At 64.6% G+C, this 25,006-nt stretch carries 21 protein-coding genes and 1 riboswitch; of the genes, 14 read left to right on the plus strand and 7 right to left on the minus strand.

Annotated elements, in window-relative coordinates; all coding sequences use genetic code 11:
- Positions 1–54: 54 nt before the first annotated feature.
- Positions 55–318, minus strand: coding sequence for a hypothetical protein (locus LU671_RS16785; protein WP_232856300.1), 264 nt, complete (start codon positions 316–318; stop codon positions 55–57).
- Here LU671_RS16785 and putP point away from each other — a divergent pair.
- The 9 genes from putP (at position 317) to LU671_RS16830 (ending at position 11,106) form a co-directional block, all read left to right on the plus strand.
- Positions 317–1,795: a sodium/proline symporter PutP gene (putP, locus tag LU671_RS16790; RefSeq protein WP_232856301.1), complete on the plus strand. Its 1,479-nt coding sequence runs from the start codon at positions 317–319 to the stop codon at positions 1,793–1,795. The genes LU671_RS16785 and putP overlap by 2 nt on opposite strands.
- 142 nt (positions 1,796–1,937) lie before the next feature.
- Positions 1,938–2,774, plus strand: a complete 837-nt coding sequence (locus LU671_RS16795) for a 23S rRNA (adenine(2030)-N(6))-methyltransferase RlmJ (RefSeq protein ID WP_203648224.1) — start codon at positions 1,938–1,940, stop codon at positions 2,772–2,774.
- Positions 2,775–3,008: 234 nt separating this feature from the next.
- Positions 3,009–4,766 (plus strand): carbamoyltransferase family protein, encoded by a 1,758-nt coding sequence (locus tag LU671_RS16800; RefSeq protein ID WP_028688304.1) that lies wholly within the window; start codon positions 3,009–3,011, stop codon positions 4,764–4,766.
- The gene (locus LU671_RS16805; RefSeq protein WP_232856302.1) at positions 4,750–5,880 is read left to right on the plus strand and encodes a glycosyltransferase; all 1,131 of its coding nucleotides are present in this window, start codon (positions 4,750–4,752) and stop codon (positions 5,878–5,880) included. Before LU671_RS16800 ends, LU671_RS16805 begins: the two co-directional genes overlap by 17 nt.
- Positions 5,880–6,776 (plus strand): antimicrobial resistance protein Mig-14, encoded by an 897-nt coding sequence (locus LU671_RS16810; RefSeq protein WP_232856303.1) that lies wholly within the window; start codon positions 5,880–5,882, stop codon positions 6,774–6,776. The genes LU671_RS16805 and LU671_RS16810 overlap by 1 nt, the downstream gene beginning before the upstream one ends.
- Positions 6,777–6,778: 2 nt before the next feature.
- Positions 6,779–8,206, plus strand: coding sequence for a PIG-L deacetylase family protein (locus LU671_RS16815; protein ID WP_203648220.1), 1,428 nt, complete (start codon positions 6,779–6,781; stop codon positions 8,204–8,206).
- On the plus strand, positions 8,203–9,165 hold the full coding sequence (locus LU671_RS16820; RefSeq protein ID WP_203648219.1) for a glycosyltransferase family protein: 963 nt from the start codon (positions 8,203–8,205) through the stop codon (positions 9,163–9,165). Before LU671_RS16815 ends, LU671_RS16820 begins: the two co-directional genes overlap by 4 nt.
- Before the next feature lie 23 nt (positions 9,166–9,188).
- The gene (locus LU671_RS16825; RefSeq protein WP_203648218.1) at positions 9,189–9,956 is read left to right on the plus strand and encodes a glycosyltransferase family 2 protein; all 768 of its coding nucleotides are present in this window, start codon (positions 9,189–9,191) and stop codon (positions 9,954–9,956) included.
- Positions 9,949–11,106, plus strand: a complete 1,158-nt coding sequence (locus LU671_RS16830) for an O-antigen ligase domain-containing protein (RefSeq protein ID WP_232856304.1) — start codon at positions 9,949–9,951, stop codon at positions 11,104–11,106. Before LU671_RS16825 ends, LU671_RS16830 begins: the two co-directional genes overlap by 8 nt.
- Positions 11,107–11,142: 36 nt before the next feature.
- On the opposite strand, the gene LU671_RS16835 is transcribed toward LU671_RS16830, so the two are convergent.
- Positions 11,143–11,781 (minus strand): phosphotransferase, encoded by a 639-nt coding sequence (locus tag LU671_RS16835; protein ID WP_232856305.1) that lies wholly within the window; start codon positions 11,779–11,781, stop codon positions 11,143–11,145.
- Between the two features lie 110 nt (positions 11,782–11,891).
- On the opposite strand from LU671_RS16835, the gene msbA reads away from it, so the two are divergent.
- Both msbA and hldE read left to right on the plus strand, forming a co-directional pair.
- Complete coding sequence (msbA, locus tag LU671_RS16840; RefSeq protein WP_203648215.1) at positions 11,892–13,694, plus strand: lipid A export permease/ATP-binding protein MsbA; 1,803 nt, start codon at positions 11,892–11,894, stop codon at positions 13,692–13,694.
- A 132-nt stretch (positions 13,695–13,826) separates the two neighbouring features.
- Positions 13,827–15,248 carry a bifunctional D-glycero-beta-D-manno-heptose-7-phosphate kinase/D-glycero-beta-D-manno-heptose 1-phosphate adenylyltransferase HldE gene (hldE, locus tag LU671_RS16845; RefSeq protein WP_232856306.1) on the plus strand — a complete coding sequence of 474 codons (1,422 nt, stop codon included), beginning with the start codon at positions 13,827–13,829 and terminating at the stop codon, positions 15,246–15,248.
- A gap of 63 nt (positions 15,249–15,311) precedes the next feature.
- Here the strand turns inward: hldE and LU671_RS16850 are convergent, their stop codons facing one another.
- From LU671_RS16850 to LU671_RS16865, 4 genes are all read right to left on the minus strand, one after another.
- Positions 15,312–16,280 (minus strand): metal ABC transporter ATPase, encoded by a 969-nt coding sequence (locus tag LU671_RS16850; RefSeq protein ID WP_203648214.1) that lies wholly within the window; start codon positions 16,278–16,280, stop codon positions 15,312–15,314.
- Positions 16,281–16,317: 37 nt separating this feature from the next.
- On the minus strand, positions 16,318–17,130 hold the full coding sequence (locus LU671_RS16855; protein WP_203648213.1) for an aldo/keto reductase: 813 nt from the start codon (positions 17,128–17,130) through the stop codon (positions 16,318–16,320).
- Positions 17,127–18,302: an NAD(P)/FAD-dependent oxidoreductase gene (locus LU671_RS16860; protein ID WP_232856307.1), complete on the minus strand. Its 1,176-nt coding sequence runs from the start codon at positions 18,300–18,302 to the stop codon at positions 17,127–17,129. Before LU671_RS16860 ends, LU671_RS16855 begins: the two co-directional genes overlap by 4 nt.
- Positions 18,303–18,511: 209 nt before the next feature.
- Positions 18,512–18,844: a DMT family transporter gene (locus tag LU671_RS16865; RefSeq protein WP_203648211.1), complete on the minus strand. Its 333-nt coding sequence runs from the start codon at positions 18,842–18,844 to the stop codon at positions 18,512–18,514.
- A gap of 90 nt (positions 18,845–18,934) precedes the next feature.
- Here LU671_RS16865 and LU671_RS16870 point away from each other — a divergent pair, with 90 nt between their 5' ends.
- The gene (locus tag LU671_RS16870; protein ID WP_203648210.1) at positions 18,935–19,825 is read left to right on the plus strand and encodes a LysR family transcriptional regulator; all 891 of its coding nucleotides are present in this window, start codon (positions 18,935–18,937) and stop codon (positions 19,823–19,825) included.
- A 38-nt stretch (positions 19,826–19,863) separates the two neighbouring features.
- The gene (gene waaA / locus LU671_RS16875; protein WP_232856308.1) at positions 19,864–21,135 is read left to right on the plus strand and encodes a lipid IV(A) 3-deoxy-D-manno-octulosonic acid transferase; all 1,272 of its coding nucleotides are present in this window, start codon (positions 19,864–19,866) and stop codon (positions 21,133–21,135) included.
- Positions 21,136–21,252: 117 nt separating this feature from the next.
- Here waaA and LU671_RS16880 read toward each other — a convergent pair whose 3' ends face one another.
- Positions 21,253–22,689, minus strand: coding sequence for a TolC family outer membrane protein (locus LU671_RS16880; protein ID WP_232856309.1), 1,437 nt, complete (start codon positions 22,687–22,689; stop codon positions 21,253–21,255).
- A gap of 160 nt (positions 22,690–22,849) precedes the next feature.
- Positions 22,850–22,956: riboswitch (TPP riboswitch) on the plus strand.
- Positions 22,957–23,112: 156 nt separating this feature from the next.
- Between LU671_RS16880 and thiC the strand changes: the two genes are divergently transcribed.
- Positions 23,113–24,993 carry a phosphomethylpyrimidine synthase ThiC gene (thiC, locus tag LU671_RS16885; protein WP_203648207.1) on the plus strand — a complete coding sequence of 627 codons (1,881 nt, stop codon included), beginning with the start codon at positions 23,113–23,115 and terminating at the stop codon, positions 24,991–24,993.
- The last annotated feature ends 13 nt before the right edge of the window (positions 24,994–25,006 follow it).

Consider the following 25,006-nt stretch of genomic DNA (forward strand, 5'->3'; position numbering starts at 1 on the left):
GGCAAGATTAGCCTGTAGGACAATTCGGGTGCAACCGGGTGCAACCCGAATTCTTCACGGTAAAGGTGCAACTCGTCTGAAGGCTGTTTCCTTACAGCCAAAACGGTCTTTTTTACTGCTTTTGCTTATGTAAAACGCTGTGTTTGCTCCGAAAAGGAGCAAAAAAGGGGCTTTATCCGAAAAGCCATGGCTGGGTGCAACTTGCAAATGAAAAATGGTTGCACCTCGTTCATGTTGTTGCATAGGATGCGCCGCCTGGGTGCAACCGTCGTGCGCGGCGGTCGCAAGAGATAAAAACAACGCCAGGGCACAACTCATGGGCAATCCACTAACGATCACCTTCGTGGTCTACATTGCGGCAATGGTGCTGATCGGCTTCGCCGCCTATCGCTCCACCAAGAACCTTTCCGACTATATTCTCGGCGGCCGTAGTCTCGGCAGCGTGGTCACCGCGCTTTCCGCCGGCGCATCGGACATGAGCGGCTGGCTGTTGATGGGCCTGCCGGGCGCCATCTACTTCGCGGGCCTTTCCGAGGCCTGGATCGCCATCGGCCTGACCGTCGGCGCCTACCTGAACTGGCTGTTCGTCGCCGGCCGTCTGCGCGTGCAGACCGAGCACAACGGTGACGCCCTGACCCTGCCGGACTACTTCTCCAGCCGTTTTGAAGACCAGACCGGTCTGCTGCGGATCATCTCGGCGATCGTCATCCTGGTGTTCTTCACCATCTACTGCGCTTCCGGCATCGTCGCCGGCGCCCGTCTGTTCGAAAGCACCTTCGGCATGTCCTACGAGACCGCTCTGTGGGCCGGTGCCGCGGCCACCATCGCCTACACCTTCGTTGGTGGCTTCCTGGCGGTGAGCTGGACCGATACCGTGCAGGCCTCGCTGATGATCTTCGCGCTGATCCTGACCCCGATCATCGTGCTGATCTCCACCGGTGGCTTCGATACCACCTTCCTGGCGATCGAGGCGGTGAACCCGGCTCACTTCGACATGTTCAAGGGCGCGACCTTCATCGGCATCATCTCGCTGATGGGTTGGGGCCTGGGCTACTTCGGCCAGCCGCACATCCTGGCGCGCTTCATGGCCGCCGACTCGGTCAAGTCGATCGCCAACGCCCGCCGCATCTCCATGACCTGGATGATCCTGTGCCTGGCCGGTACCTGCGCCGTCGGTTTCTTCGGCATCGCCTACTTCTCGGCGCATCCTGACCTGGCGGGTCCGGTGACCGAGAACCATGAGCGCGTGTTCATCGAGCTGGCCAAGATCCTGTTCAACCCATGGATCGCCGGTGTGCTGCTGTCGGCCATCCTGGCCGCGGTGATGAGCACCCTGAGCTGCCAGCTGCTGGTGTGCTCCAGCGCCCTGACCGAGGACTTCTACAAGTCGTTCCTGCGCAAGAATGCCTCGCAGACCGAGCTGGTCTGGGTCGGTCGCCTGATGGTCCTGGCCGTTGCCTTGATCGCCATCGCCATGGCCGCCAACCCCGAGAACCGCGTGCTGGGCCTGGTGGCCTACGCCTGGGCCGGCTTCGGTGCCGCCTTCGGTCCGGTGGTGCTGATCTCGGTGCTGTGGAAGGGCATGACTCGCAACGGCGCGCTGGCTGGTATCGTGGTCGGTGCGCTGACCGTGATCCTGTGGAAGAACTACGTGGACATGGGTCTGTACGAGATCATTCCGGGCTTCCTGTTCGCCAGCATCGCCATCTTTGTGGTGAGCAAGCTGGGCAGCCCGTCGAACAGCATGGTTTCGCGTTTTGAAACTGCTGATGCGGCGTACCACGCTGACAAGTAACGCCTGCTGAATCGGCGTTATCCCTATCGCGGGGCAAGCCCGCTCCCACGTGTCCTCGGGCATTTGTGGGAGCGGGCTTGCCCCGCGATGCTTTTTGCCGGCTGCAAGGCAAGGTAAACTTGGCGCCCCCGCAGGAGTCCTCATGAACTATCGTCACGCCTTCCACGCCGGCAATCACGCCGACGTCCTCAAGCACATCGTGCTCACCCGCCTCATCGCCCTGATGTCGCGCAAGGAGCAGCCGTTCGCCTACATCGACACTCACGCTGGCCTGGGTCTCTACGACCTGCAGGGTGACCAGGCGAGCCGTACCGGCGAATACCTCGAGGGCGTGGCCCGCCTGTGGAACCGCGACGACCTGCCGGAAGCGGCCGCAGACTACCTGCGCATCATCAAACGCCTGAACCCGGATGGCGAGCTGCGCTACTACCCGGGCTCGCCCGAGCTCGCGCGCCGCCTGATGCGCCAGCAGGACCGCGCCTTGCTCAACGAGAAGCACCCTGAAGATGGGGCGCTGCTCAAGGAGAACATGAAGAAGGATCCGCGGGTCACCGTTCACCTGGGTGAAGGCTGGCACATCCCGCGGGCGCTTCTGCCGGTGCAGGAAAAGCGCGCCATCATGCTGATCGACCCGCCGTTCGAGCAGGCCGACGAGCTCAAGCGCTGCACCGTGGCCATGAAAGAGGCGATCGGTCGCATGCGCCAGACTGTCGCGGCGATCTGGTACCCGATCAAGGACCAGCGCTCGCTGACCCGTTTCTACCAGGACCTGACCAGCACCGGCGCGCCGAAGCTGCTGCGGGTCGAGTTGTACGTGCATCACCAGGACAGCCCACAGGGCCTGAACGGCTCGGGCCTGGCCATCGCCAACCCGCCTTGGGGCCTGGAAGATGAGCTCAAGACGCTGCTGCCGTGGCTGGCCAAGGAGCTGGCGCAGACCGCCGGCAGCTTGCGCATGGACTGGCTGATCGCCGAATAACCCGCACGAACCCTGTAGGAGCGGCCTTGTGCCGCGAAAGGGCTGCGCAGCGGCCCCGGATTTCATATGCGCCGCTGAAATTGCCGGGGCTGCTTCGCAGCCCTTTCGCGGCACAAGGCCGCTCCTACAAGGGGGCGGTGTGTCCGCCATCTTTGCGTTATAATCCCGCCCTTTAGCCGCCATCCGCCCGAATGGCCGTTGGCGCACTTCATACCGATTTGAGAGGCTAGACCCTTGGCACTGACGATTCTTGGCCTGTCCGGCGCCCTTAGCCATGACCCTTCCGCGGCCCTGTACATCGACGGCAAGCTGATTGCCGCCGCCGAAGAAGAGCGCTTCGTGCGTGACAAGCATGCGAAGAACCGCATGCCCTACGAGTCGGCGAAGTTCTGCCTGGAGCAGGCCGGCATCAAGCCGTCTGACGTCGACGTGGTGGCCATTCCGTTCGCCCCGATCAGCCTGTTCGGCAAGGCCCGCTGGCACTACGCCAAGCGCTACTGGTACGCCCCGGACCGCGCCCTGGACGCGCTGCTGATGGGCAACCGCCGCTACAAGCGCTACCGCAAGAAGATCGTCTGGTGCCTGGAGCAACTGGGCTTCGATCCGAAAAAGATCAAGATCGAGCCGGTCGAGCACCACCTGGCCCACGCCTCCAGCGCCTACCACTGCTCGGGTTTCAAAGAGAAAACCGCGATCCTCGGTATCGACGGCAAGGGCGAGTACGCCACCACTTTCTTCGGCTACGGCGAAAACGGCAAGATTCACAAGATCAAGGAATTCTTCGATCCGGACTCGCTGGGTGGCCTGTATGGCGCGATCACCGAGTTCCTCGGCTTCGAAATGCTCGATGGCGAGTTCAAGGTCATGGGCATGGCGCCGTATGGCGACGCCAGCAAGTATGACTTCTCGCGCCTGGCCAGCTTCGAAAACGGCGAGCTGGTGATCAACACCGAATACGCCAACGTTATCGGCCTGCGTCGCTATAAAGAGAAGGGCAAGGGCTTCTACTTCTCGCCCAAGCTGATCGAGTGGCTGGGCCCGAAACGTGAAGGCGACATCGCCGACGAGCCGTACATCCACTACGCCGCCAGCATGCAGGCGCTGTTCGAGAAGCTGGCCCTGCAGATGATCGACCATTACCTGGGCGACACGCTGAAAGAGACCGGCAAGCTGGCCTTCGCCGGCGGTTGCGCGTTGAACGTCAAGCTGAACCAGAAGATCATCGCCCGTGATGATGTGAAGGAGCTGTTCGTCCAGCCGGCCTCCGGCGACGCCGGTACCGCCGTTGGTGCGGCCGCCTACGTTTCCCACGCCCGTGGCGTGCCGGTCGAGAAGATGGAGCATGTCTACCTCGGCCCTGCGTATTCCAACGAAGACGTGATCGCCGCCTGTGCCCGTCACCCGAGCCAGCCGAAATGGCGCAAGCTCGAGAACATGCCTGAGCAGATCGCCAAGATCATGGTCGATGGCAACCCGGTGGCCTGGTTCCAGGGGCGCATGGAATTCGGTCCGCGCGCTCTGGGCGGTCGTTCGATCATTGGCTGCCCGAGCGTGGAAGGCGTGGCCGACCGCATCAACCACCAGATCAAGTTCCGCGAACGCTGGAGACCTTTCTGCCCGTCGATGCTCGACACCGTCGCGCCGCAGATGATCAAGATCGATCACCCCGCGCCATTCATGACCTTCACCTTCGAAGTCGCCGAAGAGTGGAAGACCCGCGTGCCGGAAGTCGTCCACGAGGACGGCACTTCGCGCGCCCAGGTGCTCAAGCGCGAGTACAACCCGCGCTACTACGACATGATGAAGGCGCTGGAAGACCTGACCGGCAACGGCGTGTCGCTGAACACCTCGCTGAACCGCCGTGGCGAACCGATGATCTGCTCGCCGACCGACGCCCTGAACATGTTCTTCGGCTCGGACCTGCAGTACCTGATCATGGAAGACATCCTGGTGGTCAAGGAAGGCGCCGCGCCGTATGACCAGCCGCTCTGAACCGCGCATCCTGCAGTTCTGCCATGGCTATGACGGGCCGTTCCTCGATTGTGCCCGTCAATACGCCAGCCTGTTCCAGGGCAGCGGCTACAAGGTCACTACCGTGTTCCTCACCGGGGCAGCCGACGCGAAAGTAGCGGCTGGCTGTGCCTCGGACGAGGTGCTGTTTCTCGAGTTCAGTTCCAAGGCCGTGCGCGGCCTGAAGCTGGGCGCGATCCGCGCGCTGCGCAAGATCGCCGCGCAGCGCAATTTCAGCTTTTGCATCGCCCACCGCTTCAAGCCGATCTATGTTGCGCTGCTGGGGACCGGCTTGCCGGTAATCGGCGTGCACCATGCCTTCGGTGATTATGAGCGCAAGGGGCGGCGGCTGTTCGCCAACCTGTTCCGCAAGCGCCTGAGCCTGCTCGGTGTGTCGGATGCGGTGCGCGACGACATGCGACGCTGCCTGGGCCAGTGGCCGGCCGAGCGTATCCAGACTTTGTACAACCGCATCGATGTCGAGGCACTGCAGGCCAGCCTGGTGCCGCGTGACGAGGCGCGCCGGGCCTTGGGCCTGGATGAACGTGCCTGGGTGGTCGGTAACGTCGGTCGCCTGCATCCGGACAAGGACCAGGCCACGCTGCTGCGTGGTTTCGCCGAAGCCTTGCCGGGGTTGCCGGCCGGTGCACGCCTGGCGATCCTGGGCAAGGGGCGCCTCGAGGCGAAACTCAAGGCCCTGGCTGCCGAGTTGGGCATCGCCGGGCAGGTCGACTTCCTCGGCCAGGTGCCGGATGCACGCCGCTATTTCCGCGCTTTCGACGTGTTCGCCCTGAGCTCCGACCATGAGCCGTTCGGCATGGTCCTGCTCGAAGCCATGGTCGCTGGCGTGCCGGTGCTGGCCACCGCCTGTGGCGGCGCCCGGGAAGTGGTCGAGGGTGTGGGTGTGCTGTTCCCGCTGGGCGATGCCGCGCAGCTGGCCCAGGGCTTGAAGCACATGGCCGGACTGGACGCGCAGCAGCGCGAGGCATGCGCCGGGCATATGCTGCAGCGCCTGCAGCAGCGCTTCAGTGACTCGGCAGTGCGGGATGCCTTCTGGCAACTGCCGCACGTCCGCGCGCTGATGGCGGAGGCCTGATGCTCAATCATCTCAAGGCCTGGCGTGAACGCGGCTGGCAAGTGATCGATGCGGCCGCCTACAACGAAGCCTGGCAGCGTTTTGGCGGCAGTGTCGCCACGCACCCGTTGGTGATCGAGCAACTGGCGGACCTGGCCGGGATCCCGGTGCGTTACCTGGGCTGGTTCCAGGGCGCCGAGCTCAAGGCCGCGCTGCCAACCTGGGGGCGCCACCTGGCGCTGTCCAAGGACGTGCTCAAGCGTGAAGGCAAGAAAGGCCTGTTCGACCTGGGCAATGCCGAGATCATCCTGCCAGCCGCCGCCGATGCCGGGGCGCCACTGCGCCACGCCGGTCGCTACCTGTCGGAGTTGAACCAGGGCCGTTTCGCCGGCCTGAAGGCACAACCTGAGCAGTTGGCCATGGCGCGGCCCCATGAAGATCTGTCGAAGAAATTCCGCTACAACCAGCGTCGTGAGCTGCGCCTGCTGGAAGAGGCGGGTGGCCAGGTGCGACCGATCGGCGATTTCACTGCAGCCGAGACCGCCGCGATGTACTGTGACTTGTTCCAGCGTCGCTGGGGCTTCCCGGCCACCGGCGCGGCCCGCATGGCAGAGGTGGTCGAGCGCCTGCGCGAGCTGCTGATCGGTTCGGTGCTGTTCCTTGAAGGGGCGCCCATCGCCATTCAACTGGTGTATCGCGTCGAGGCGCCGCAATGGATCAGCGTCGAATATGTAAACGGCGGTGTCGATCCAGAGACCAAGGCTTTCAGCCCTGGTAGCGTATTGAGCTTCCTCAATACCCAGGCCGCCTGGGAGGATGCCAATACCCGCGGCAAGGCGCTGCGGTTCTCGTTCGGTCGGTCCGACCGGGAGTACAAGGATCGTTGGTGCAACCCCGTCAACGTCTTCCAGGTCTGAACATGAGCGCCAACAAACAGCAACTGCTCAAACGCCATCGCAAGCGCAAACGGGTGATCCTGCTGCTGGCGCTGGTCGTGCTGCTGTTCTCGGCGCTGTGGGCGCTGTGGCTGCCGCCCGTGCTCGCGGTGCTGCTGTGGGTGGCTCATGAGGCCTGGTTTTCCGACCACCTCTTCTATGTGCCGGGCAGCGACTACCAGTACGACCTGCAAGCCAGCGAGCGTCATGCGCTGCGCAGCCAGGGTGGGGTGCTGGCCTTGCCGGGCGATTGCACGCTGGACGGTAGCGAGACCCTGTTGTTGCGGGTGAGCCTGCGCGCCGGCTGGTTGGGGCGGCTGTTCGATCCGGCAGTACGTATCGACGGTGGTGTCGCCGATTACCAGGCCTTCGAGCGGGGTGTGAGAGGTGTGCGCTACCTGAACCTGAGCGGGCAGGCCGAGGCGCTGAACGCCGGACAGTTGCGCCTGAGTGGTCGCCATTGTCGCGTAGCACCCGAGATGGAGTTGCTGGTGCTGCGTCACCCCGACTACCTGGCTGGCACCCTGATGGTTATCGCCCCTCATGCCGACGATGCCGAGCTGGCGGCGTTCGCTGCCTATTCCCAGGCGAAGAGCAGCTGGATCGTGACCCTCACCGCTGGCGAGATCGAGAACGAGTACTACCGCGACACCTTCGGCCTCGACCTGGTCGAGGCGGCCCGGCTCAAGGGCCAATTGCGCAGCTGGGACAGCGTCGCCGTGCCGCGTTGGGCCGGCGTGCCTTCCAGTCAATCCGTGCAGTTGGGCTATTTCTGCATGCAGTTGCCTGCCATGCAGGCCGAGCCCGAGGCATCGATCCCGTCGCGCGAGGCGGACCTGGCCGACACCCGGCCATTCCGTCGTTTCAACGAAGTCGCGTTGCAAAGCGATGCCGATGGCCGGCCGAGCTGGACCAACCTGGTCCAGGACCTGCGCGAACTCATCGAGCGCGCGCGTCCGGCAACCATCGTGATGCCGCATCCGACCCTCGATCCGCACCCGGACCATGTGTGTGCCCATGACGCCTTGCAGCAGGCGTTGCAGAGCGCCGACTGGCGGCCTGAAACCCTGCTGTTCTACGCCAACCACCTGCACGACAATGACCGTTGGCCGATGGGTGATGCCGGTACCGGTGTACCTTTGCCACCCTTCTTCGATGCCGGCATGCCCATGCGCCCTTGGGTGCTTGGGGTGGATGCGCAAGAGCAGAGGCAAAAGGCCATCGCTTTGGGTATGATGCACGACCTGCAGCCTGCGGCCCCGCTCAAGCGCCGAATCCGTCGCTTCCTGCAGCGCTGCCTCGCCGCCCGGCGCTGGCCCGCATTCGGTGAAAATGAATTCTTCCGCAAGGCCGTACGGCGCCACGAACTGCTGTGGGTCGGCACAATGATCGACAAGAGAGAACCACGGTGAAAGTCCTGTTCCTGGTCCAGAAAGAGCAACGCGCCATCCTGGACCGTCTGTACGAAGGCATCGCGGCCGACTGCGAGTGCGATATCCGTTGGTTGACCGGTGACGAGCAGGCCGATCTGCGCAGCTATTTCCGCGAGCATGTGCAGGTCGAGCAGTACGACCGCATCCTGTTCTTCCTGCGGTTCAAGAAAGAGATCCGCCAGGCACGCTTCATTCGGACGATCCCGAACCTGGTGATCCTCGAGCACGACGCCTACCAGAATTACATTCCCTGCAAGTACACCGGCAAATTCAGCGAGTACTACCGCCAGCTGCCATGGGCGCGCATCATCACCTCCGGCGCAGTGGTCACCCGACGCCTGCGCGACGAAGGCTTCGACGCGATCTTCGTGCCCAAGGGTTACGACCAGGCGCTGCTGCGCAATGAAAACCATGAGCGTGATATCGAGTTGGCGTTCGTCGGCAGCCTGCGCAGCGTGGCCTACTCCGGGCGCAAGCAGATGCTCGAGTCGATTGCGGCGGTGGAAAACCTGCTGATCACCCGTACCAAATCCGGCGAGGAGTACAGCCGGACTCTCAGCCGCATCCGCTTTTTCGTCAGTGCCGACGTCGGCATGGGCGAGTACATGATCAAGAACTTCGAAGCCATGGCCTGTGGCTGCGTCCTGTTCGCCTATGACCAGGGCGAGGAAGAGAACCAGGCGCTGGGCTTCGTCGACATGCACAATATCGTGCTCTACCGCGACCTCGAGCAGTTGCGCGAGAAGCTCGCCCGGCTGCGTGGCGATCTCGCCCTGGCCGAGCGTATCTCGCGCAATGGCCAGCAGTTGGCCGAGCAGCGCTATACCTTCCACGCGCTCGGGCAGGCGATCACCGAGGCCATGCGCGCGCCGCTGCGCCCGGCCGCGAAGCCTGGCCTGCTGGAGCGTGTGCTGCTGGCCATCGGCCTGTCGCGTTAAGCCCTACACACATCGAGGAAGCCATGATCTTCAGTGAAAACAGCGAGATCACACTGGTGGTGACCAGCTGTGGTCGATTCGAACTGCTCAAGCGCACGCTCGAAAGTTTCGACCGCTACAACACGGCGCCCATCCGTGAAGTCTTCATCACCGAAGACTCCGGTGACGAGGCAGTGCGTGGCTGCATCCCGGAACACTGGCGCGAGCACACCACCTTCATCGTCAACAATCCCAAGCTTGGGCAGTTGCGCTCGGTGGACGCCGCCTATTCGCAGATCAAGACCTTCTGGGTGTTCCATTGCGAGGATGACTGGGCCTTCTATCGCCCGGGCTTCATCGAGGAATCCCAGGCACTGCTGGAGGCCGACCCGCAAGCGTTGCAGGTCTGGCTGCGCAGCTTCAATCATGACCTGCAGGTGCACAGCCCCTATGTGTTCCTGGAGGAGCGCCAGGTGCTGCAGGGCATCGCTTTCCACAAGCTGGGCTCGCACAAGGCGGAATGGCAGGGGTTCTCGTTCAACCCGGGCCTGCGCAGGCTGGCCGACTACCAGGCACATGCACCGTACGCCTCGCATTCCGGCGAGAAGAGCTTGTCGCGGTTGTACGCCGAGCGCGACCGCTATGCGTTGATCCTGGAGAACGACGCCGTGCTGCATACCGGTTTCGGCGAGCATGTGGAAATGGCGGAAGAGAAAATCAAGAAGGCACGGCGCAAGCGCATGGATCGCATTCGTCTGTTGGGCGTGCTGGTTATCGGACTATTGCTGGGATGGGTGTTGAAGGATGTTTGAAGGGATTGGTAACGACAACCGCACGAGCAGGCGTTACTTCAGCGCTGCGCTGATCGCGTTCCTGGCCAGCTTCGTGTTGATGGCCTCATCGAAATGGACCAACAACATTTTCTACGCCTTCATCGCGTTGCCTGGCCTGGTGTTCCTGGTCAAGGAGCGTGGCGCGGGGCTGTTTGGCGACAAGCTTGGGCTGGTGTGGCTGGTATTCCTGCTGTGGTTCCTGGTACCCGCAGCGATTGCTGGCGATGGGCAGTTCTACAAGCACATTGCTTATGTAGCGCTCTTTGTCTTTGCCGTGGCAGGGCTGACGAATCAGGGCTTCTTCCGCTCTGAAGTGTTCGCGCGTGCGCTGTTCTGGATCATCTGCCTTTACATTTTCGGCTATTCGGCGTTTGCCTACCTGACCGGCATCTACGCCTTGGGTGAGCGGGTCAGCCTGATGCCCGCGCGCATGCAGAACGTGATCTACACCAGTATATGGCTGCTCTGTGCGCTGGCGCTGGCCATGCCGGGGTGGTTGCACCGTCGTCGCTGGGTCGAAGCGTTTGCCGCCGTGGCGCTGTCGGTGGTGGCGATTACCTTCGTCCTGCAGACGCGTACCGCGATGGTCGGCGCGGCGTTCCTGTTTGCCGCCTGGGCGTGCTGGGCGCTGTGGCGCTTCCCGCGCGTGGCCGGCAGTTGGCTGCTGGTATTCGCGGTACTTGGCGGCATCGCCCTCTGGTTGGTCAAGGACATGGCCTGGTTCCATTCGCTGTTCGAGCGCGGTGATTCCTATCGTGGCGAGTTGTTCCACGTGATGGTCGGCGAGTGGCAAAACTGTGGCTGGATGGTCGGCTGCGGCGTCGAGTTCCATACCGACAAGCTGCTGAGCGGCTTCATGCCGATCCAGCATCCACACAATATCTTCGTTGCCCTGGGCCTCTACACCGGTGGCGTCTCGCTGGTCCTGTTCCTGGTCATCGTGGTGATGACCCTGGTCCAGGCCTTGCGCCTTCGTGACCCTTGGGGCATGTACCTGGCCTGTGCCCTGGTGATGCTCAACTTCGATGGCAGCAAGCTGATCGGCAACCCTGACGAGCTGTGGCCATTGGTCCTGTTGCCGGCAGCCATGGTGCTTGGCCGTGGGTTGCAGCAGCGACGTTCGAGCTGATGATGAAGATGGCCGCCTCCGGGCGGCCATTATCGTTCAGGCCAGTGCGTTGGCCAGGTCCTGGCGGCGGCAGACCTGCTGGCTGGCGAGATAGGCTTCGATGAAGGCGTTGTCGCCGTCACCCAGCAACCACGCCCGATCTTCCCGGTAACGCAGCATATGACGGAAGTTGCGCTGGCGTTGTGAGCGGCGGAGTGGCCTGGCGTACATGCGCAGGTCGGCGACGTCGATCAACCCCAGCTTGCCTTCGGGCGTCAGCACCACGTTGCCCAGGTGCGCGGAGCGGAAGTACACCCCCGCTTCATGAAGCGCCGCGATGAAACGTCCGAGCTGGTCGCGCAAGCCTGGGTGGTTGCCGGGTTGCTCCAGCAGTTGGCGCAGCGTATGACCGGGTAGCGGGTCATAGTGCACGGCATCGCGGGCAATCTCGGCGATACGGTAAACCGCCTTGACCTGCGGGCAGGGGATGCCGCGTTCGGCCAGGGCCTGGCAGTTGTCGGCGAAACGCCGGGCGTAGGGATACCAGGCCGCCGAGCTGATCAGGCGCTTGCGGCGGAACAGCTTGAGCATCGAACCGTCCCTCAGGCGCAGGACCTTGTCGCCAGTCCCGTCGGCCTCGAGGACGTGGGCGCCCTCGCGCAGGGCAAGGTAACGGGCGTGGTCAAGTGCGTGCATCAAGCCTCCGGGGCCAGGGTTCGGAACAGCCGTCTATCTTAACCTGTGGCGGGCGGTGCAAGACACCGTGTGTGGTATAATCCCGACTCTTTTTGACCCGACGGATTCTCATGACAGTTCCCGAATCGTCTTCCCCCGCAAGCCTGAAGATCTATCTGCGCCTGCTGGGCTATGTCAAACCCTACATCGGCATCTTCCTGCTGAGCATCGTCGGCTTCGTGATCTTCGCCTCGACCCAGCCGATGCTGGCCGGGATCCTCAAGTATTTCGTCGATGGGCTGAGCAATCCGCAGGCGGTGCTGTTCCCCGACGTGCCCTACCTGCGCGACCTGCAGTTGCTGCAGGCGGTGCCGCTGCTGATCATCCTGATTGCCGCCTGGCAGGGCCTGGGTTCGTTCCTCGGCAACTACTACCTGTCCAAGGTCTCGCTGTGCCTGGTGCACGACCTGCGGGTCGAGCTGTTCAACAAGTTGCTGGTCCTGCCCAACCGCTACTTCGACAACCACAATTCCGGGCACCTGATCTCGCGCATCACCTTCAACGTGACCATGGTCACCGGCGCCGCCACCGATGCCATCAAGGTAGTCATTCGTGAGGGCCTGACGGTGGTGTTCCTGTTTGCCTACCTGCTGTGGATGAACTGGAAGCTGACCCTGGTGATGGTGGCGATCCTGCCGCTGATCGCGGTGATGGTGAGCACCGCCAGCAAGAAATTCCGCAAGCAGAGCAAGAAGATCCAGGTGGCCATGGGCGACGTTACCCACGTGGCCTCCGAGACCATCCAGGGTTACCGCGTGGTGCGCAGCTTCGGTGGCGAAAGCTACGAGGAGCGCCGCTTCGAGAAGGCCAGCCAGAGCAACACCGACAAGCAACTGCGCATGACCAAGACCGGCGCGCTGTACACGCCGATGCTGCAACTGGTGATCTACACCGCCATGGCCGCGCTGATGTTCCTGGTGCTGTTCCTGCGTGGTGAGGCTTCTGCGGGTGACCTGGTGGCCTACATCACCGCGGCAGGCCTTCTGCCCAAGCCGATTCGCCAGCTCTCCGAAGTCAGCTCGACCATCCAGAAGGGCCTTGCCGGCGCCGAGAGCATCTTCGAGCAACTGGACGAGAAGCCCGAAGTCGACAACGGCACCATCGAGAAAGAGCGGGTCGAGGGGCGCCTGGACGTGCGCAACCTCAGCTTCACCTACCCGGGTACCGAACGTCAGGTGCTCAGCAATATCAGCTTCACCGCCGAGCCCGGGCAGATGATCGCCTTGGTAGGTCGCTCGGGCAGTGGCAAGTCGACGCTGGCGGCGTTGATCCCGCGCTTCTACCACCATACGGAAGGGCAGATCCTGCTCGACGGCGTGGAGATCGAGGAATACCGCCTGCGCAACCTGCGCCGCCATGTTTCCCAGGTGACCCAGCATGTCACCTTGTTCAACGACACCGTGGCCAACAACATCGCCTACGGCGATCTGGCCGGCGCGCCGCGCGCGGATATCGAGGCCGCCGCCGCCGATGCCTATGCCAAGGAGTTCGTCGACCAGTTGCCCAAGGGTTTCGATACCGAAGTCGGCGAGAACGGTGTGCTGCTTTCCGGCGGCCAGCGCCAGCGCCTGGCGATTGCCCGGGCCTTGCTCAAGAATGCGCCGCTGCTGATTCTCGACGAGGCCACTTCGGCCCTGGATACCGAGTCTGAACGGCATATCCAGGCGGCGCTGGATCATGTGATGGAGGGGCGCACCACCCTGGTGATCGCGCACCGTCTGTCGACCATCGAGAAGGCCGACCTGATCCTGGTCATGGACCAGGGGCGTCTGGTGGAGCGCGGCACTCACGCCGAACTGCTCCAGGCCAATGGCCATTACGCCCGTCTGCACGCCATGGGGCTGGACGAGGCCGAAAAGGCCAACATCACCTGAGTCAGCGTCACGGCGAGGCCTGGCAGGCCTCGCCGGTCAATCGATACAGCATCGCCGCGGTTGGCCGTAAAGCCCTGCGCATCCCTGTGCTAATATCCTGCCCCTGTTCACTTTTCCAAAAATGGGTTGCCCATGAAGTTGTCCATGCCGCGTTTCGATCAAGCCCCGGTACTGGTGGTCGGCGATGTCATGCTCGACCGCTACTGGCATGGCGGTACTTCGCGTATTTCGCCTGAAGCGCCGGTGCCGGTGGTCAAGGTCGATCAGATCGAGGATCGCCCCGGCGGCGCGGCCAACGTGGCCTTGAACATCGCCGCCCTCGGCGCGCCGGCCGCGCTGGTCGGGGTCACCGGCCAGGACGAGGCTGCCGACAGCCTCGCCAACAGCCTGCACGCCGCCGGTGTGCGCTCGATCTTCCAGCGCATCGCTCACCAGCCGACCATCGTCAAGCTGCGGGTGATGAGCCGTCACCAGCAACTGCTGCGCATCGACTTCGAAGAGCCGTTCGCCACCGACCCGCTGTCGTTGGGCGCGGAGGTCGATAACCTGCTTGAAGGCGTCAAGGTGCTGGTGCTGTCCGACTACGGCAAGGGTGCACTGCAGAACCATCAGGCGCTCATCCAGGCTGCCCGCAGCAAGGGCATCCCGGTGCTGGCCGATCCCAAGGGCAAGGATTTCTCGATCTACCGCGGTGCCAGCCTGATCACCCCGAACCTCAGCGAATTCGAGACCATCGTTGGCCGTTGCACCGATGAAACCGAGCTGGTCGCCAAAGGCCTGAAGCTGCTCGAAGAGCTGGACCTGGGCGCACTGCTGGTGACCCGTGGCGAGCACGGCATGACCCTGCTGCGCACCGGCCACCCGGCTTTGCACCTGCCGGCCCGCGCTCGCGAGGTGTTCGATGTCACTGGTGCCGGTGATACGGTGATCTCCACGCTCGCCGCCGCCATTGCCGCAGGCGAAGACCTGCCGCATGCCGTCGCCCTGGCCAACCTGGCCGCCGGTATCGTGGTCGGCAAGCTGGGTACCGCTGCCATCAGCGCCCCCGAGCTGCGTCGCGCCATCCAGCGTGAAGAGGGCTCGGAGCGGGGTGTGCTGGGGCTGGAGCAACTGCTGCTGGCCATCGATGATGCCCGTGCGCACAACGAGAAGATCGTCTTCACCAACGGCTGTTTCGATATCCTTCACGCGGGTCACGTGACCTACCTGGAACAGGCTCGCGCCCAGGGCGACCGGCTGATCGTTGCCATCAACGACGATGCCTCGGTCAGCCGCCTGAAGGGCCCGGGCCGGCCGATCAACAGCGTCGACCGACGCATGGCCGTGCTGGCCGGCCTCGGTGCGGTGGACTGGGTCATCAGCTTCCCCGAGGACACGCCGGAGAACCTGCTGCGCCAGGTCAAGCCGGATGTACTGGTCAAGGGGGGGGACTACGGTATCGAGCAGGTGGTCGGCGCCGATATCGTCAAGGCCTACGGCGGCACGGTGAAGGTGCTGGGCCTGGTGGAGAATAGCTCGACCACGGCGATCGTCGAGAAGATCCGCAAGCACTGATACGTTGCAAGTCGCGGGGCAAGCCCGCTCCCACGAAATGCTGGGAGCGGGCTTGCCCCGCGTTCATTTATGCAGTGAGGTCCGCGCCCGGGCCAGCAGTTCCCGTGCCTTGTCCCCGAATCGTTCCAGGTGCGACGCCGGCGCGGGCTTGCTTTCGACCAGCCCCTGCTGCTTCAGCCAGTCCTTCCAGCGTACCCGCTCATCCCGCACCACCCAGCCATCCTGGCGGGCGAAACTCTCCGCCAGCCACAATCCGCGCGTGCCCGCGGGTGTCAGTTGGTCCTTCTTCAAGGTGTACAGCTCGGCCACTGGCTGGCCGTCCTTGAGCGGCATCAGGTAGAGGTCCGGCCGCTTGCGATTGAGCCTGGCCACCAACTGATCGCCCTCCAGGCGCTCGTCGACATGGAACAGGCTCAGCGACTTGGCCTCCCTGGGCACCTGCAGGCGCAGGTCGTAGATCAGCTGCAACGACGCGGTGGGCAGGTGTACATAGGCGCGCGGGCGCTCCAGCAGCATCAGCTTGGCGCAATGCACCGGGCGGGCGGCACCGGACTCGGGTGAGAGCACGAACGGCAGGGCCTCGCGATAGTGCAGGGCGTCGGCATAGGGCGCTGGCAACCAGGTGTCGTTGAAGCGTCCGCCCAGCCAGCCCTCCGGGGTTTCCAGCAGGCATTCCTCGGCCACTTCCTGGATCGCCGTGTGCAGCGGCAGGTTCAGCTCGTGGGCCGGGACATAGCCGGAAATCAGCTTGAGCACCACATCGCCACGGTCCTGGCGGCGCTGGCGGACCAGTACCCAGTAGTCGCGGCCCTGCCAGTGCAGGGTCAGTCGCACCGACACGCCGAGGTTGGCAAGTTCCGCCACGAAGTGCTCGGGGTCGGCGACCTGGATGGCCTTGCGCCGCTGCAGGGTCTGGGCGAAGTTCAGCGGCATGCCGATGCTCTGGTAGGCCAGGCCTTCGGGCGTGGCCTCGACATGCAGCGGCAGGGTCTTGAAGTTGCTCGGATTCTTGCGGATCAGCGTACGCGGCACGAGGCTCCTCCTTGCGTTGGGCCCCCGCCCGGGCGGCTCAGGGCCGGCCCAGGATGCGGGCGACGGTGGCCACGTTGTGGGCCAGGTGCAGCGGGTTGATGGTGCCAACGATGGCACTGCTCACGCCCGGGTGGGCGAACAGCAACTCGAAACTGGCCTGCACCGGATCGACCCCGGGCGCCAGGCAGATATGCCCGCTGGCCAGGGCCTTCTTCACCAGGATGGCCTTGCCGTGTTCGGCAGCGTAGTCCAGCACGGGCCGCTCCGCCTGCTCGTTGAGGTTGTAGGTGACCATGGCGCAATCACCTTGCTCCAGCGCCTTCAGGCCGCCGGCGACAGTCTTGCCGGACAAACCATAGCCGAGAATCTTGCCTTCCTGCTTGAGCGCGGCGAGGGTTTCGTACACGCCCTGCTGCTCGAGGATCGCCAGGTCGTTGCCGTCGGAATGCACCAGCACCAGTTCGATGCGGTCGGTTTCCAGGCGCTGGAGGCTGCGCTCGACCGAGCGGCGGGTGTGGGCGGCGCTGAAGTCGAAGTGCGACTGGCCGGCCTCGAACTCTTCGCCGACCTTGCTGACGATCACCCACTGCTCGCGCTGACCGCGCAGCAGCGGGCCGAGGCGCTCCTCGCTGCGGCCGTAGGCTGGCGCGGTATCAATCAGGTTGATACCCAGCTCGCGGGCCTGGGCGAGCAGCAGGCGGGCGGCCTCGTCATCGGGGATAGTGAAACCGTTGGGGTATTTCACGCCCTGGTCGCGGCCAAGCTTGACCGTGCCCAGGCCCAGCGGCGATACCCGCAGGCCCGTGCTGCCCAGGGGGCGGTGATGATCGTGCAGGGTCGGCAGCGTCATGGCAGCAGTTGCTCCCAGGCCGGCAACGCCAGCGGTGGACGAGGCAGGTCGGCAAGGTCCGGCCGGCTTGCCGGGCGGATGCCGTCACGTTCGAAGCTGGCCAGTACGCGATCGGCGAAGTCCGGCGCCAGGGCGAGCTTGGTCGGCCAGCCGACCAGCAGGCGCTGCTGGTCGGCGAGGAAGGCGTTGTCCGGACGCACCAGGCCTGATTGCGCCGGTTCGGCGCGGTCGACCCGCAGGGTGGCCCAGCGCACCTGGGCCTGGTCGACCCACGGCAACAGGCTGGCGACTTCCTTTTGCGCCGCGGCGATCTGCGCGGCGGGCTCGCGGGCCACGCCATCGGCCTCGGCGATGTCGCCACCCAGGTACCACACCCATTGGCCATCGGCGGCCGGGTGGGTGGTCACGGTAATGCGCGGCTTGGGCCCGCCGCCCAGGCAGTGGGCGTACAGCGGCTTGAGATTGGGGCCCTTGGCCAGGACCATGTGCAGCGGACGGCGCTGCATGGCCGGTTGGCTCAGCCCCAGGGCGTGCAGCAGCGCTTCGGTGCCGCCGCCGGCGCTGAGGACGATGCGTTGGGCGCGGATTTCGCGGCCATCGACCACCAGCCCGGCCAGTTCATCGCCGTCGCGCAGTGGCTCGATCCGCTCGCCGGCCAGCAGGCTGTCGCCCGCCAGTTGCGCCAGGTTGGCCAGCAGGCTGGGCACGTCGATGACCAGTTCGGCCAGGCGGTAGACCTTGCCCTTGAAGGCGCGGTCCTGCAGGGCCGGCGGCAGTTGCTCGCCCTTGACCTGGTCGACCCGGCCACGCACGGCCTTGCTGGCGAAGAAACTGGTGAGGTTGCCGGCCAGGGTGCCGGGGGACCACAGGTAGTGGGCGTCGGAGAGCAGGCGGGTGCCGGTCAGGTCCAGCTCGCCGTTGCCGGCCAGCGCTTCGCGCCAGCGCCGCGGCATGTCGGCGATGGCCTCGGAGGCGCCGCTGAGGGCGCCGTGCAGGGCGTATTTGGTGCCACCATGGATGATGCCTTGCGACTTGATGGTCTGCTCGCCGCCCAGGCTGGCGCGCTCCACCAGCACCGTCGAATAGCCCAGGCGGCGCAGCCGGGCATTGAGCCAGAGGCCTGCGACCCCGGCGCCGACGATCAGCACGTCAGTGGTAATGGCGGATGGCATGCGGGCACCTCGAAAACTGGGACAGGTGCGCAGTATACAGCGTCGGGGCGGCGTGGGCTTTGCGATCCTGGGGCTGCTGTGCAGCCCTTTCGCGGCACAAGGCCGCTCCTACAGGGGCCGCGCAGACCCAGGATTTACGCGGTCCCCTGTAGGAGCGGCCTTGTGCCGCGAAAGGGCCGCAAAGCAGCCCCAAAATCCTCAGGGAAGCATCAGTGCCCGGCAGTATTGGAAAACACCTGGATCACCACCACCCCGCCGACGATCATGGCCATGCCCAGCATCGCCGGCACATCCAGCTTCTGCCCGTAGATCACCAGCGCCGCGATGCTGATCAGCACGATCCCCAGCCCCGACCAGATCGCATAGGCGATGCCCACCGGAATGCTGCGCACCACCAGGGTCAGCATCCAGAATGCCACGCCATAGCCGCAGACCATCAGCAGCAGCGGCAACGGCGTGCTCAGCCCCTTGACCGCTTTCATGGAGGCGGTGGCGATGACTTCGGCGCAGATGGCGATGGCGAGATAGGTGTAGGCGTTCATGGTGCGGGTCCTCCGTTGCTGGATGGGCATTCTAGGGAATCCCCGGATGCGGTAAAGTCATTACCTATCTGCTTTGGAGATAGGATGGCAATGACTGAACACTGGAGCCTCGAGCAATTACGTCTGTTCGTGCGGGCCGCCGAGCTGCGGTCGTTTTCCGCCGTGGCCCGCGAGCAGCGCAAGGCCCAGTCGGCGATCAGCAGCGCCATTGCCTTGCTCGAGGCGGACCTGGGGGTGACCCTGTTCGAACGCAGCAGCGGCCGGCAGCCGCGCCTGACCGAAAGCGGCGCCGCCTTGCTGGAGGACGCCCGTGAGCTGTTACGCCAGTGCGAGCGCCTGGATGGCCGGGCGCTGGCCTTGATGCGTGGACAGGAGGCGTTGCTGCGGGTGGCCCAGGACGAGGCCATGCCCTACCAGCCGGTGATCGACAGCCTCGACGAGCTGGCGGCGCGCTATCCCTACCTGGAAGTGCAACTGGCCAGCGGCGCCCAGGGCGATGTGGCGCGCAAGCTGGTGGAGCGGCGCGCCGACCTGGGTTTGTTCTTCCACCACGAAAGCATCCCTGCCTCGTTGGAGCGGCGCGCCCTGGGCAGTGTCGAGATGGTCACGGTGTGTGCCATCGATCATCCGTTGGCACACCTGGCCAAGGTCAGCCGCCAGCAACTGGCCCGCCACCGCCAGTTGTTGATCACTCCGCAGCAGAGCGGTTACCCGGGCGGCGAGGCGATCAGCCCGCAGGTCTGGCGCGCCGACAGTTTCTACGCCATGGCCGAGTTGCTGATGCGCGGCCTGGGCTGGGCCTGGCTGCCCCGGCATGTGGTGCAGTACCCCACCTACCAGACGCAGATGGTCGAACTGGACAGCGAGTGGCGCCCGCCGGCGCTGGTGGCGGAACTGGCCTGGCGGCGCGACGAACCGTTGGGTCCGGCCGCGCAGTGGCTGGCCGAGCGCTTCGCCGTGCACTTGCGGGCGATTGGCTGACAGGCCTTTTCATCCAGTTCCTAGTAAACTCCGCCGCCATGAACAGAACCCTCTATTCCCTGCTGTTTCACCTGGGCCTGCCGCTGGTCGCGCTGCGCCTGTTCCTGCGCGGGCGCAAGGCGCCTGCGTACCGTGCGCGGATCGCCGAGCGCTTCGCCTGCCAGCTACCGCCGATGCGCCAGGGCGGCATCTGGGTGCATGCGGTCTCGGTGGGCGAGAGCATCGCCGCCGCGCCGATGGTCCGGGCCCTGCTCAAGCAGTACCCGGACCTGCCGATCACGCTTACCTGCATGACCCCGACTGGCTCCGAGCGCATCCGCGCGATGTTCGAGGGTGAGCCACGGGTGCAACACTGCTACCTGCCTTACGACCTGCCGTGGGCGGCCGGGCGGTTCCTCGATCATGTGCGCCCGCGCCTGGGCATCATCATGGAAACCGAGCTGTGGCCGAACCATATCCACCAGTGCGCCAGGCGCGGCATTCCGGTGGCGCTGGCCAATGCCCGGCTGTCCGAGCGCTCGGCCCGTGGCTATGCCCGCTTCGCCGGCCTGACCCGGCCGATGCTCGAGGAGATGAGCCTGATCGCCGTGCAGACCGAAGCCGAGGCCGAGCGTTTCCTAGCGCTCGGTGCGCGCCACGAATGCGTGCAGGTAACCGGTTCGATCAAGTTCGACCTGAAGATCGACGATCAACTGCTGCCACGGGCCGGTGCATTGCGCGAGCAGTGGGCTGCCCAGCAACGTCCGGTATGGATCGCTGCCAGTACCCACGATGGCGAAGACGCGTTGATTCTCCAGGCTCATCGTGAGCTGCTGAAGGTCCACAGCGATGCGTTGCTGATCCTGGTGCCGCGCCATCCCGAGCGTTTTGCGGCGGTGCATGACCTGTGCGCCGGGCAGTTCTCCACGGTGCGCCGCTCGAGCGCAGATGCGGTCACGGCGCAGACCCAGGTACTGCTGGGCGACACCATGGGTGAGCTGCTGTTCCTCTATGCCCTGGCCGACATCGCCTTCGTCGGTGGCAGCCTGGTGGCCACCGGCGGGCACAACCCGCTGGAGCCGGCGGCGCTGGCGCTGCCGGTGCTCATGGGGCCGCATGTGTTCAACTTCCTCGAGATCAGCGCGATGCTGCGCGAGGCGGGGGCATTGCAACAGGTGGACGATGCCGAAGGGCTGGCCGGGGCGGTGCGCCGGTTGGTCGAGCTGCCGCAGGATGCGCGGCGCATGGGCGAGGCGGGCAGGGCGGTGATGCAGGCCAACCAGGGCGCGTTGCAGCGGTTGTTGGATGGGTTGGCAGGTTTGCTGAAATAAGCGTCCCAGGGAGCGCTTTGCGCTCCTTTCGCGGCACAAGGCCGCTCCTACAGGGGGTTGCGCTCTCCTGTAGGAGCGGCCTTGTGCCGCGAATGGGGCGCGAAGCGGCCCCAGCGCTCAAGGCCGGCGTTCGAAGTTCTTCGCCGCTGCCGCCGCCAGGTCCGGTGGCAGGAAATCCTTGTCCGGGTTGTAGTCGGCCTTCAGGTAGCGTCCCAGGTCCTGCAGGTCCTGCGGGCTCAGGGTGCCGGCGGCTTGCTTCAGACGCAGGTTGTCGAGAATGTAGTCATAGCGGCTGTTGTTGTAGTCACGCACCGAGGTGTACAGCTGGCGCTGCGCGTCGAGCACATCGACGATGTTGCGGGTACCGACCTGGTAGCCGATCTCGGTGGCTTCCAGCGCGCTCTGGTTGGAGATGATCGACTGCTTGCGCGCCTGTACCTGCTCCACGTCGGTGTTCACCGCGCGGTGCAGGTTGCGGGTGTTCTCCACCACCTGGCGACGCAGGCTTTCGCGCTGCTGCTCGCTCTGGGTCAGGCGGGCGTAGGCCTCGCGCACCTGGGAGCTGGTCAGGCCGCCACTGTAGATCGGGATGTTCAGTTGCAGGCCGATGCTGGTCTGCTCCACGTCACCGCCATAGCGCACGTTCGGTTGCAGCTGAGAATTGGTGAAACCGAGGTTGTCGTTGTCGCCCTTCTGGTACTTGGCCACCGCGTCGAGGGTCGGCGCATGGCCGGCCTTGCGCTGGCGCACGGTCTCCTCGGCCGCCGCCACGGCGTGATTGGTCGCCAGCAGGTTGAGGTTCTGCCGCCCGGCGGTTTCGACCCAGGCCTTGGCGTCGTTGGGCGTGGGCACCTGCACCGGCAGGGTGTGGACCACGCCCTGGATCGCCGAGTACTGGCGGTTGGTCAAGGTGATCAAGGCTTCGAAGGCATCCTGCACCTGGCGCTCGGCGATGATCCGGTTGGCCCGGGCGGTGTCGTAGCTGGCCTGGGACTGCAGCACGTCGGTCTTGTCCGAGAGACCGACGTCGAAGCGCTCGTTGGATTGGTCGAGCTGGCGCTTGAAGGCCGCTTCTTCGGCCTTGGTCGAGGCCAGGTTGTCCTGCGCACGCAGCACCGCGAAGTAGTTCTCGGCGCTCTGCAGGATCAGGTTCTGCTCGGTGGCCGACAGTTCCAGGGCGGCCTGTTCGTTGACCGACTCGGCGGCTTGTAGCTGGAACCAGCGGTCGGCGCGGAAGATCGGCTGCGCCAGGGTGGCGCTCCAGGCATTGCCACTGCGGTTGGAGGTGACCGACGGTTCGTCGAGCTTGGTGCGGGTGTTCATCATCTCGGCGCCGGCCGAAAGGTTCGGCAGCAGGCCGGCGCGGGCCTGGGGCACCACTTCGCGGCGGGCGCCGTAATCGGCGCGGGCGGCGGCCAGGTCGGCGTTGTTGTCGACCGCTTCCTGGTAGACGCTGACGAGGTCGGTCTTCACCGTCGTGGGCGTATCCACTGCCCAGGCCACTCCGTGGGACGCACAAGACACGGCAATTGCCAGTGAGAGTTTGCGCAGCATAGGGCAATCCTTGATCAAATTTTATTTACTGTACTGTCGGGTATCGAGCGATGCGCCAGTGTAGTGCCGCGCGCCGCCATCAACAATCCGCCGTGTGTGCCATTTATCACCCCCGGATTTACCCGCTTGGCTTTGCCGGCCACTCCAGTCTAGACTGCGCATGTTCTTGTCGGGGTGCCTTGAAGCAAAGGCTGAGATCGCAGAGGTGCGGATCCCGTTGAACCTGATCAGGTTAGCGCCTGCGTAGGGAACAAGATTGCTCTCACATCCCGGGAGCCTCTTGTGCCAGGTCCGGGATCGCCACAGCTGCTTGCAGCCCACGGCACCCCATGTCCGGCACTGCACTCGTCAACACGGGTGCGTCCACGCCTTTCAGGTTCACCCCGACATTCCACCGCCTGGAAGCTGTCTGGAGAGCCTGTGATGAGCAAACAAGAAAAAACAATCAGTCTGAGCGAGTCGGCCCAAGTCGACCAACAGTCCGTGCAACCCCTGCCCAATTCGCGCAAGGTCTATGTCGAAGGCTCGCGCCCCGACATCCGCGTGCCCATGCGCGAGATCAGCCTGCACGACACCCCCACCGACTTCGGCGGCGAAAAGAACGCCCCGGTGCTGGTGTATGACACTTCCGGCCCGTACACCGACCCCAATGTCATCATCGATGTGCGCAAGGGCCTGGGCGATGTGCGCTCGGCCTGGATCGACGCCCGTGGCGACACCGAGCGCCTGGAGGGCCTGAGCTCGAACTTCGGCCAGCAGCGCCTGAACGACGCGGAGCTGGCCAAGCTGCGCTTCGCCCATGTGCGCAACCCGCGCCGCGCCAAGGCCGGCGCCAACGTCACGCAGATGCACTACGCGCGCCAGGGCATCATCACCGCCGAGATGGAATACGTCGCCATCCGCGAGAACATGAAGCTGCAGGAAGCCCGTGCCGCCGGCCTGCTGAACCAGCAGCACGCCGGCCACAGCTTCGGCGCCAGCATCCCGAAAGAGATCACCCCCGAGTTCGTCCGCGAAGAGATCGCCCGCGGTCGCGCGATCATTCCGGCCAACATCAACCACACCGAGCTGGAGCCGATGATCATCGGCCGCAACTTCCTGGTGAAGATCAACGGCAACATCGGCAACAGCGCCCTGGGTTCCTCGATCGAGGAAGAAGTGGCCAAGCTGACCTGGGGTATCCGCTGGGGCTCGGACACGGTCATGGACCTGTCCACCGGCAAGCACATTCACGAGACCCGCGAGTGGATCATCCGCAATTCGCCGGTGCCGATCGGTACCGTGCCGATCTACCAGGCCCTGGAGAAGGTCAACGGCGTGGCCGAAGACCTGACCTGGGAGCTGTTCCGCGACACCCTGATCGAACAGGCCGAGCAGGGCGTGGACTACTTCACCATCCACGCCGGCGTTCTGCTGCGCTATGTGCCGCTGACTGCCAAGCGCGTTACCGGCATCGTCAGCCGCGGCGGCTCGATCATGGCCAAGTGGTGCCTGGCGCACCATAAAGAGAACTTCCTGTACACGCACTTCGACGAGATCTGCGAGATCATGAAGGCCTACGACGTCAGCTTCTCGCTGGGCGACGGCCTGCGCCCGGGCTCGATCGCCGACGCCAACGACGCCGCCCAGTTCGGTGAGCTGGAAACCCTTGGCGAGCTGACCAAGATCGCCTGGAAGCACGATGTGCAGTGCATGATCGAAGGCCCCGGCCACGTGCCGATGCAGTTGATCAAGGAGAACATGGACAAGCAGCTCGAGTGCTGCGACGAGGCGCCGTTCTACACCCTCGGCCCGCTGACCACCGATATCGCCCCGGGCTACGACCACATCACCTCAGGCATCGGCGCTGCGATGATCGGCTGGTTCGGTTGCGCCATGCTCTGCTACGTCACGCCCAAGGAGCACCTGGGCCTGCCGAACAAGGATGACGTGAAGACCGGCATCATCACCTACAAGATCGCCGCGCACGCTGCCGACCTCGCCAAGGGCCATCCAGGCGCGCAGATTCGTGACAACGCGTTGTCCAAGGCGCGCTTCGAGTTCCGTTGGGAGGACCAGTTCAACCTCGGCCTGGACCCGGATACCGCGCGTTCCTTCCACGACGAGACGCTACCCAAGGAGTCGGCCAAGGTCGCGCACTTCTGCTCGATGTGCGGGCCGAAGTTCTGCTCGATGAAGATTACCCAGGAAGTGCGTGAGTACGCCGCCAAGATCGAGACCGTGGATGTGACGGTCGAGCAGGGCATGCGTGAGCAGTCCGAGCGGTTCCGCCAGGAAGGCAGCCAGCTGTACCAGAAGGTGTAAGTAGACCTTGGGG

The sequence above is a fragment of the Pseudomonas sp. NMI760_13 genome, assembly GCF_021283245.1.
Taxonomy (GTDB): domain Bacteria; phylum Pseudomonadota; class Gammaproteobacteria; order Pseudomonadales; family Pseudomonadaceae; genus Aquipseudomonas; species Aquipseudomonas peradeniyensis.

Bases quoted from the DNA above. Each gene is read 5' to 3' on its own strand.
- waaA (WP_232856308.1), top strand. From the start codon at position 19,864: ATGAACAGAACCCTCTATTCCCTGCTGTTTCACCTGGGCCTGCCGCTG.
- LU671_RS16860 (WP_232856307.1), bottom strand. From the start codon at position 18,302: ATGCCATCCGCCATTACCACTGACGTGCTGATCGTCGGCGCCGGGGTC.
- LU671_RS16805 (WP_232856302.1), top strand. From the start codon at position 4,750: ATGACCAGCCGCTCTGAACCGCGCATCCTGCAGTTCTGCCATGGCTAT.
- putP (WP_232856301.1), top strand. From the start codon at position 317: ATGGGCAATCCACTAACGATCACCTTCGTGGTCTACATTGCGGCAATG.
- hldE (WP_232856306.1), top strand. From the start codon at position 13,827: ATGAAGTTGTCCATGCCGCGTTTCGATCAAGCCCCGGTACTGGTGGTC.
- LU671_RS16865 (WP_203648211.1), bottom strand. From the start codon at position 18,844: ATGAACGCCTACACCTATCTCGCCATCGCCATCTGCGCCGAAGTCATC.
- LU671_RS16830 (WP_232856304.1), top strand. From the start codon at position 9,949: ATGTTTGAAGGGATTGGTAACGACAACCGCACGAGCAGGCGTTACTTC.
- LU671_RS16870 (WP_203648210.1), top strand. From the start codon at position 18,935: ATGACTGAACACTGGAGCCTCGAGCAATTACGTCTGTTCGTGCGGGCC.
- LU671_RS16835 (WP_232856305.1), bottom strand. From the start codon at position 11,781: ATGCACGCACTTGACCACGCCCGTTACCTTGCCCTGCGCGAGGGCGCC.
- LU671_RS16810 (WP_232856303.1), top strand. From the start codon at position 5,880: ATGCTCAATCATCTCAAGGCCTGGCGTGAACGCGGCTGGCAAGTGATC.
- msbA (WP_203648215.1), top strand. From the start codon at position 11,892: ATGACAGTTCCCGAATCGTCTTCCCCCGCAAGCCTGAAGATCTATCTG.
- LU671_RS16785 (WP_232856300.1), bottom strand. From the start codon at position 318: ATGAGTTGTGCCCTGGCGTTGTTTTTATCTCTTGCGACCGCCGCGCAC.
- thiC (WP_203648207.1), top strand. From the start codon at position 23,113: ATGAGCAAACAAGAAAAAACAATCAGTCTGAGCGAGTCGGCCCAAGTC.
- LU671_RS16795 (WP_203648224.1), top strand. From the start codon at position 1,938: ATGAACTATCGTCACGCCTTCCACGCCGGCAATCACGCCGACGTCCTC.
- LU671_RS16815 (WP_203648220.1), top strand. From the start codon at position 6,779: ATGAGCGCCAACAAACAGCAACTGCTCAAACGCCATCGCAAGCGCAAA.
- LU671_RS16855 (WP_203648213.1), bottom strand. From the start codon at position 17,130: ATGACGCTGCCGACCCTGCACGATCATCACCGCCCCCTGGGCAGCACG.
- LU671_RS16825 (WP_203648218.1), top strand. From the start codon at position 9,189: ATGATCTTCAGTGAAAACAGCGAGATCACACTGGTGGTGACCAGCTGT.
- LU671_RS16880 (WP_232856309.1), bottom strand. From the start codon at position 22,689: ATGCTGCGCAAACTCTCACTGGCAATTGCCGTGTCTTGTGCGTCCCAC.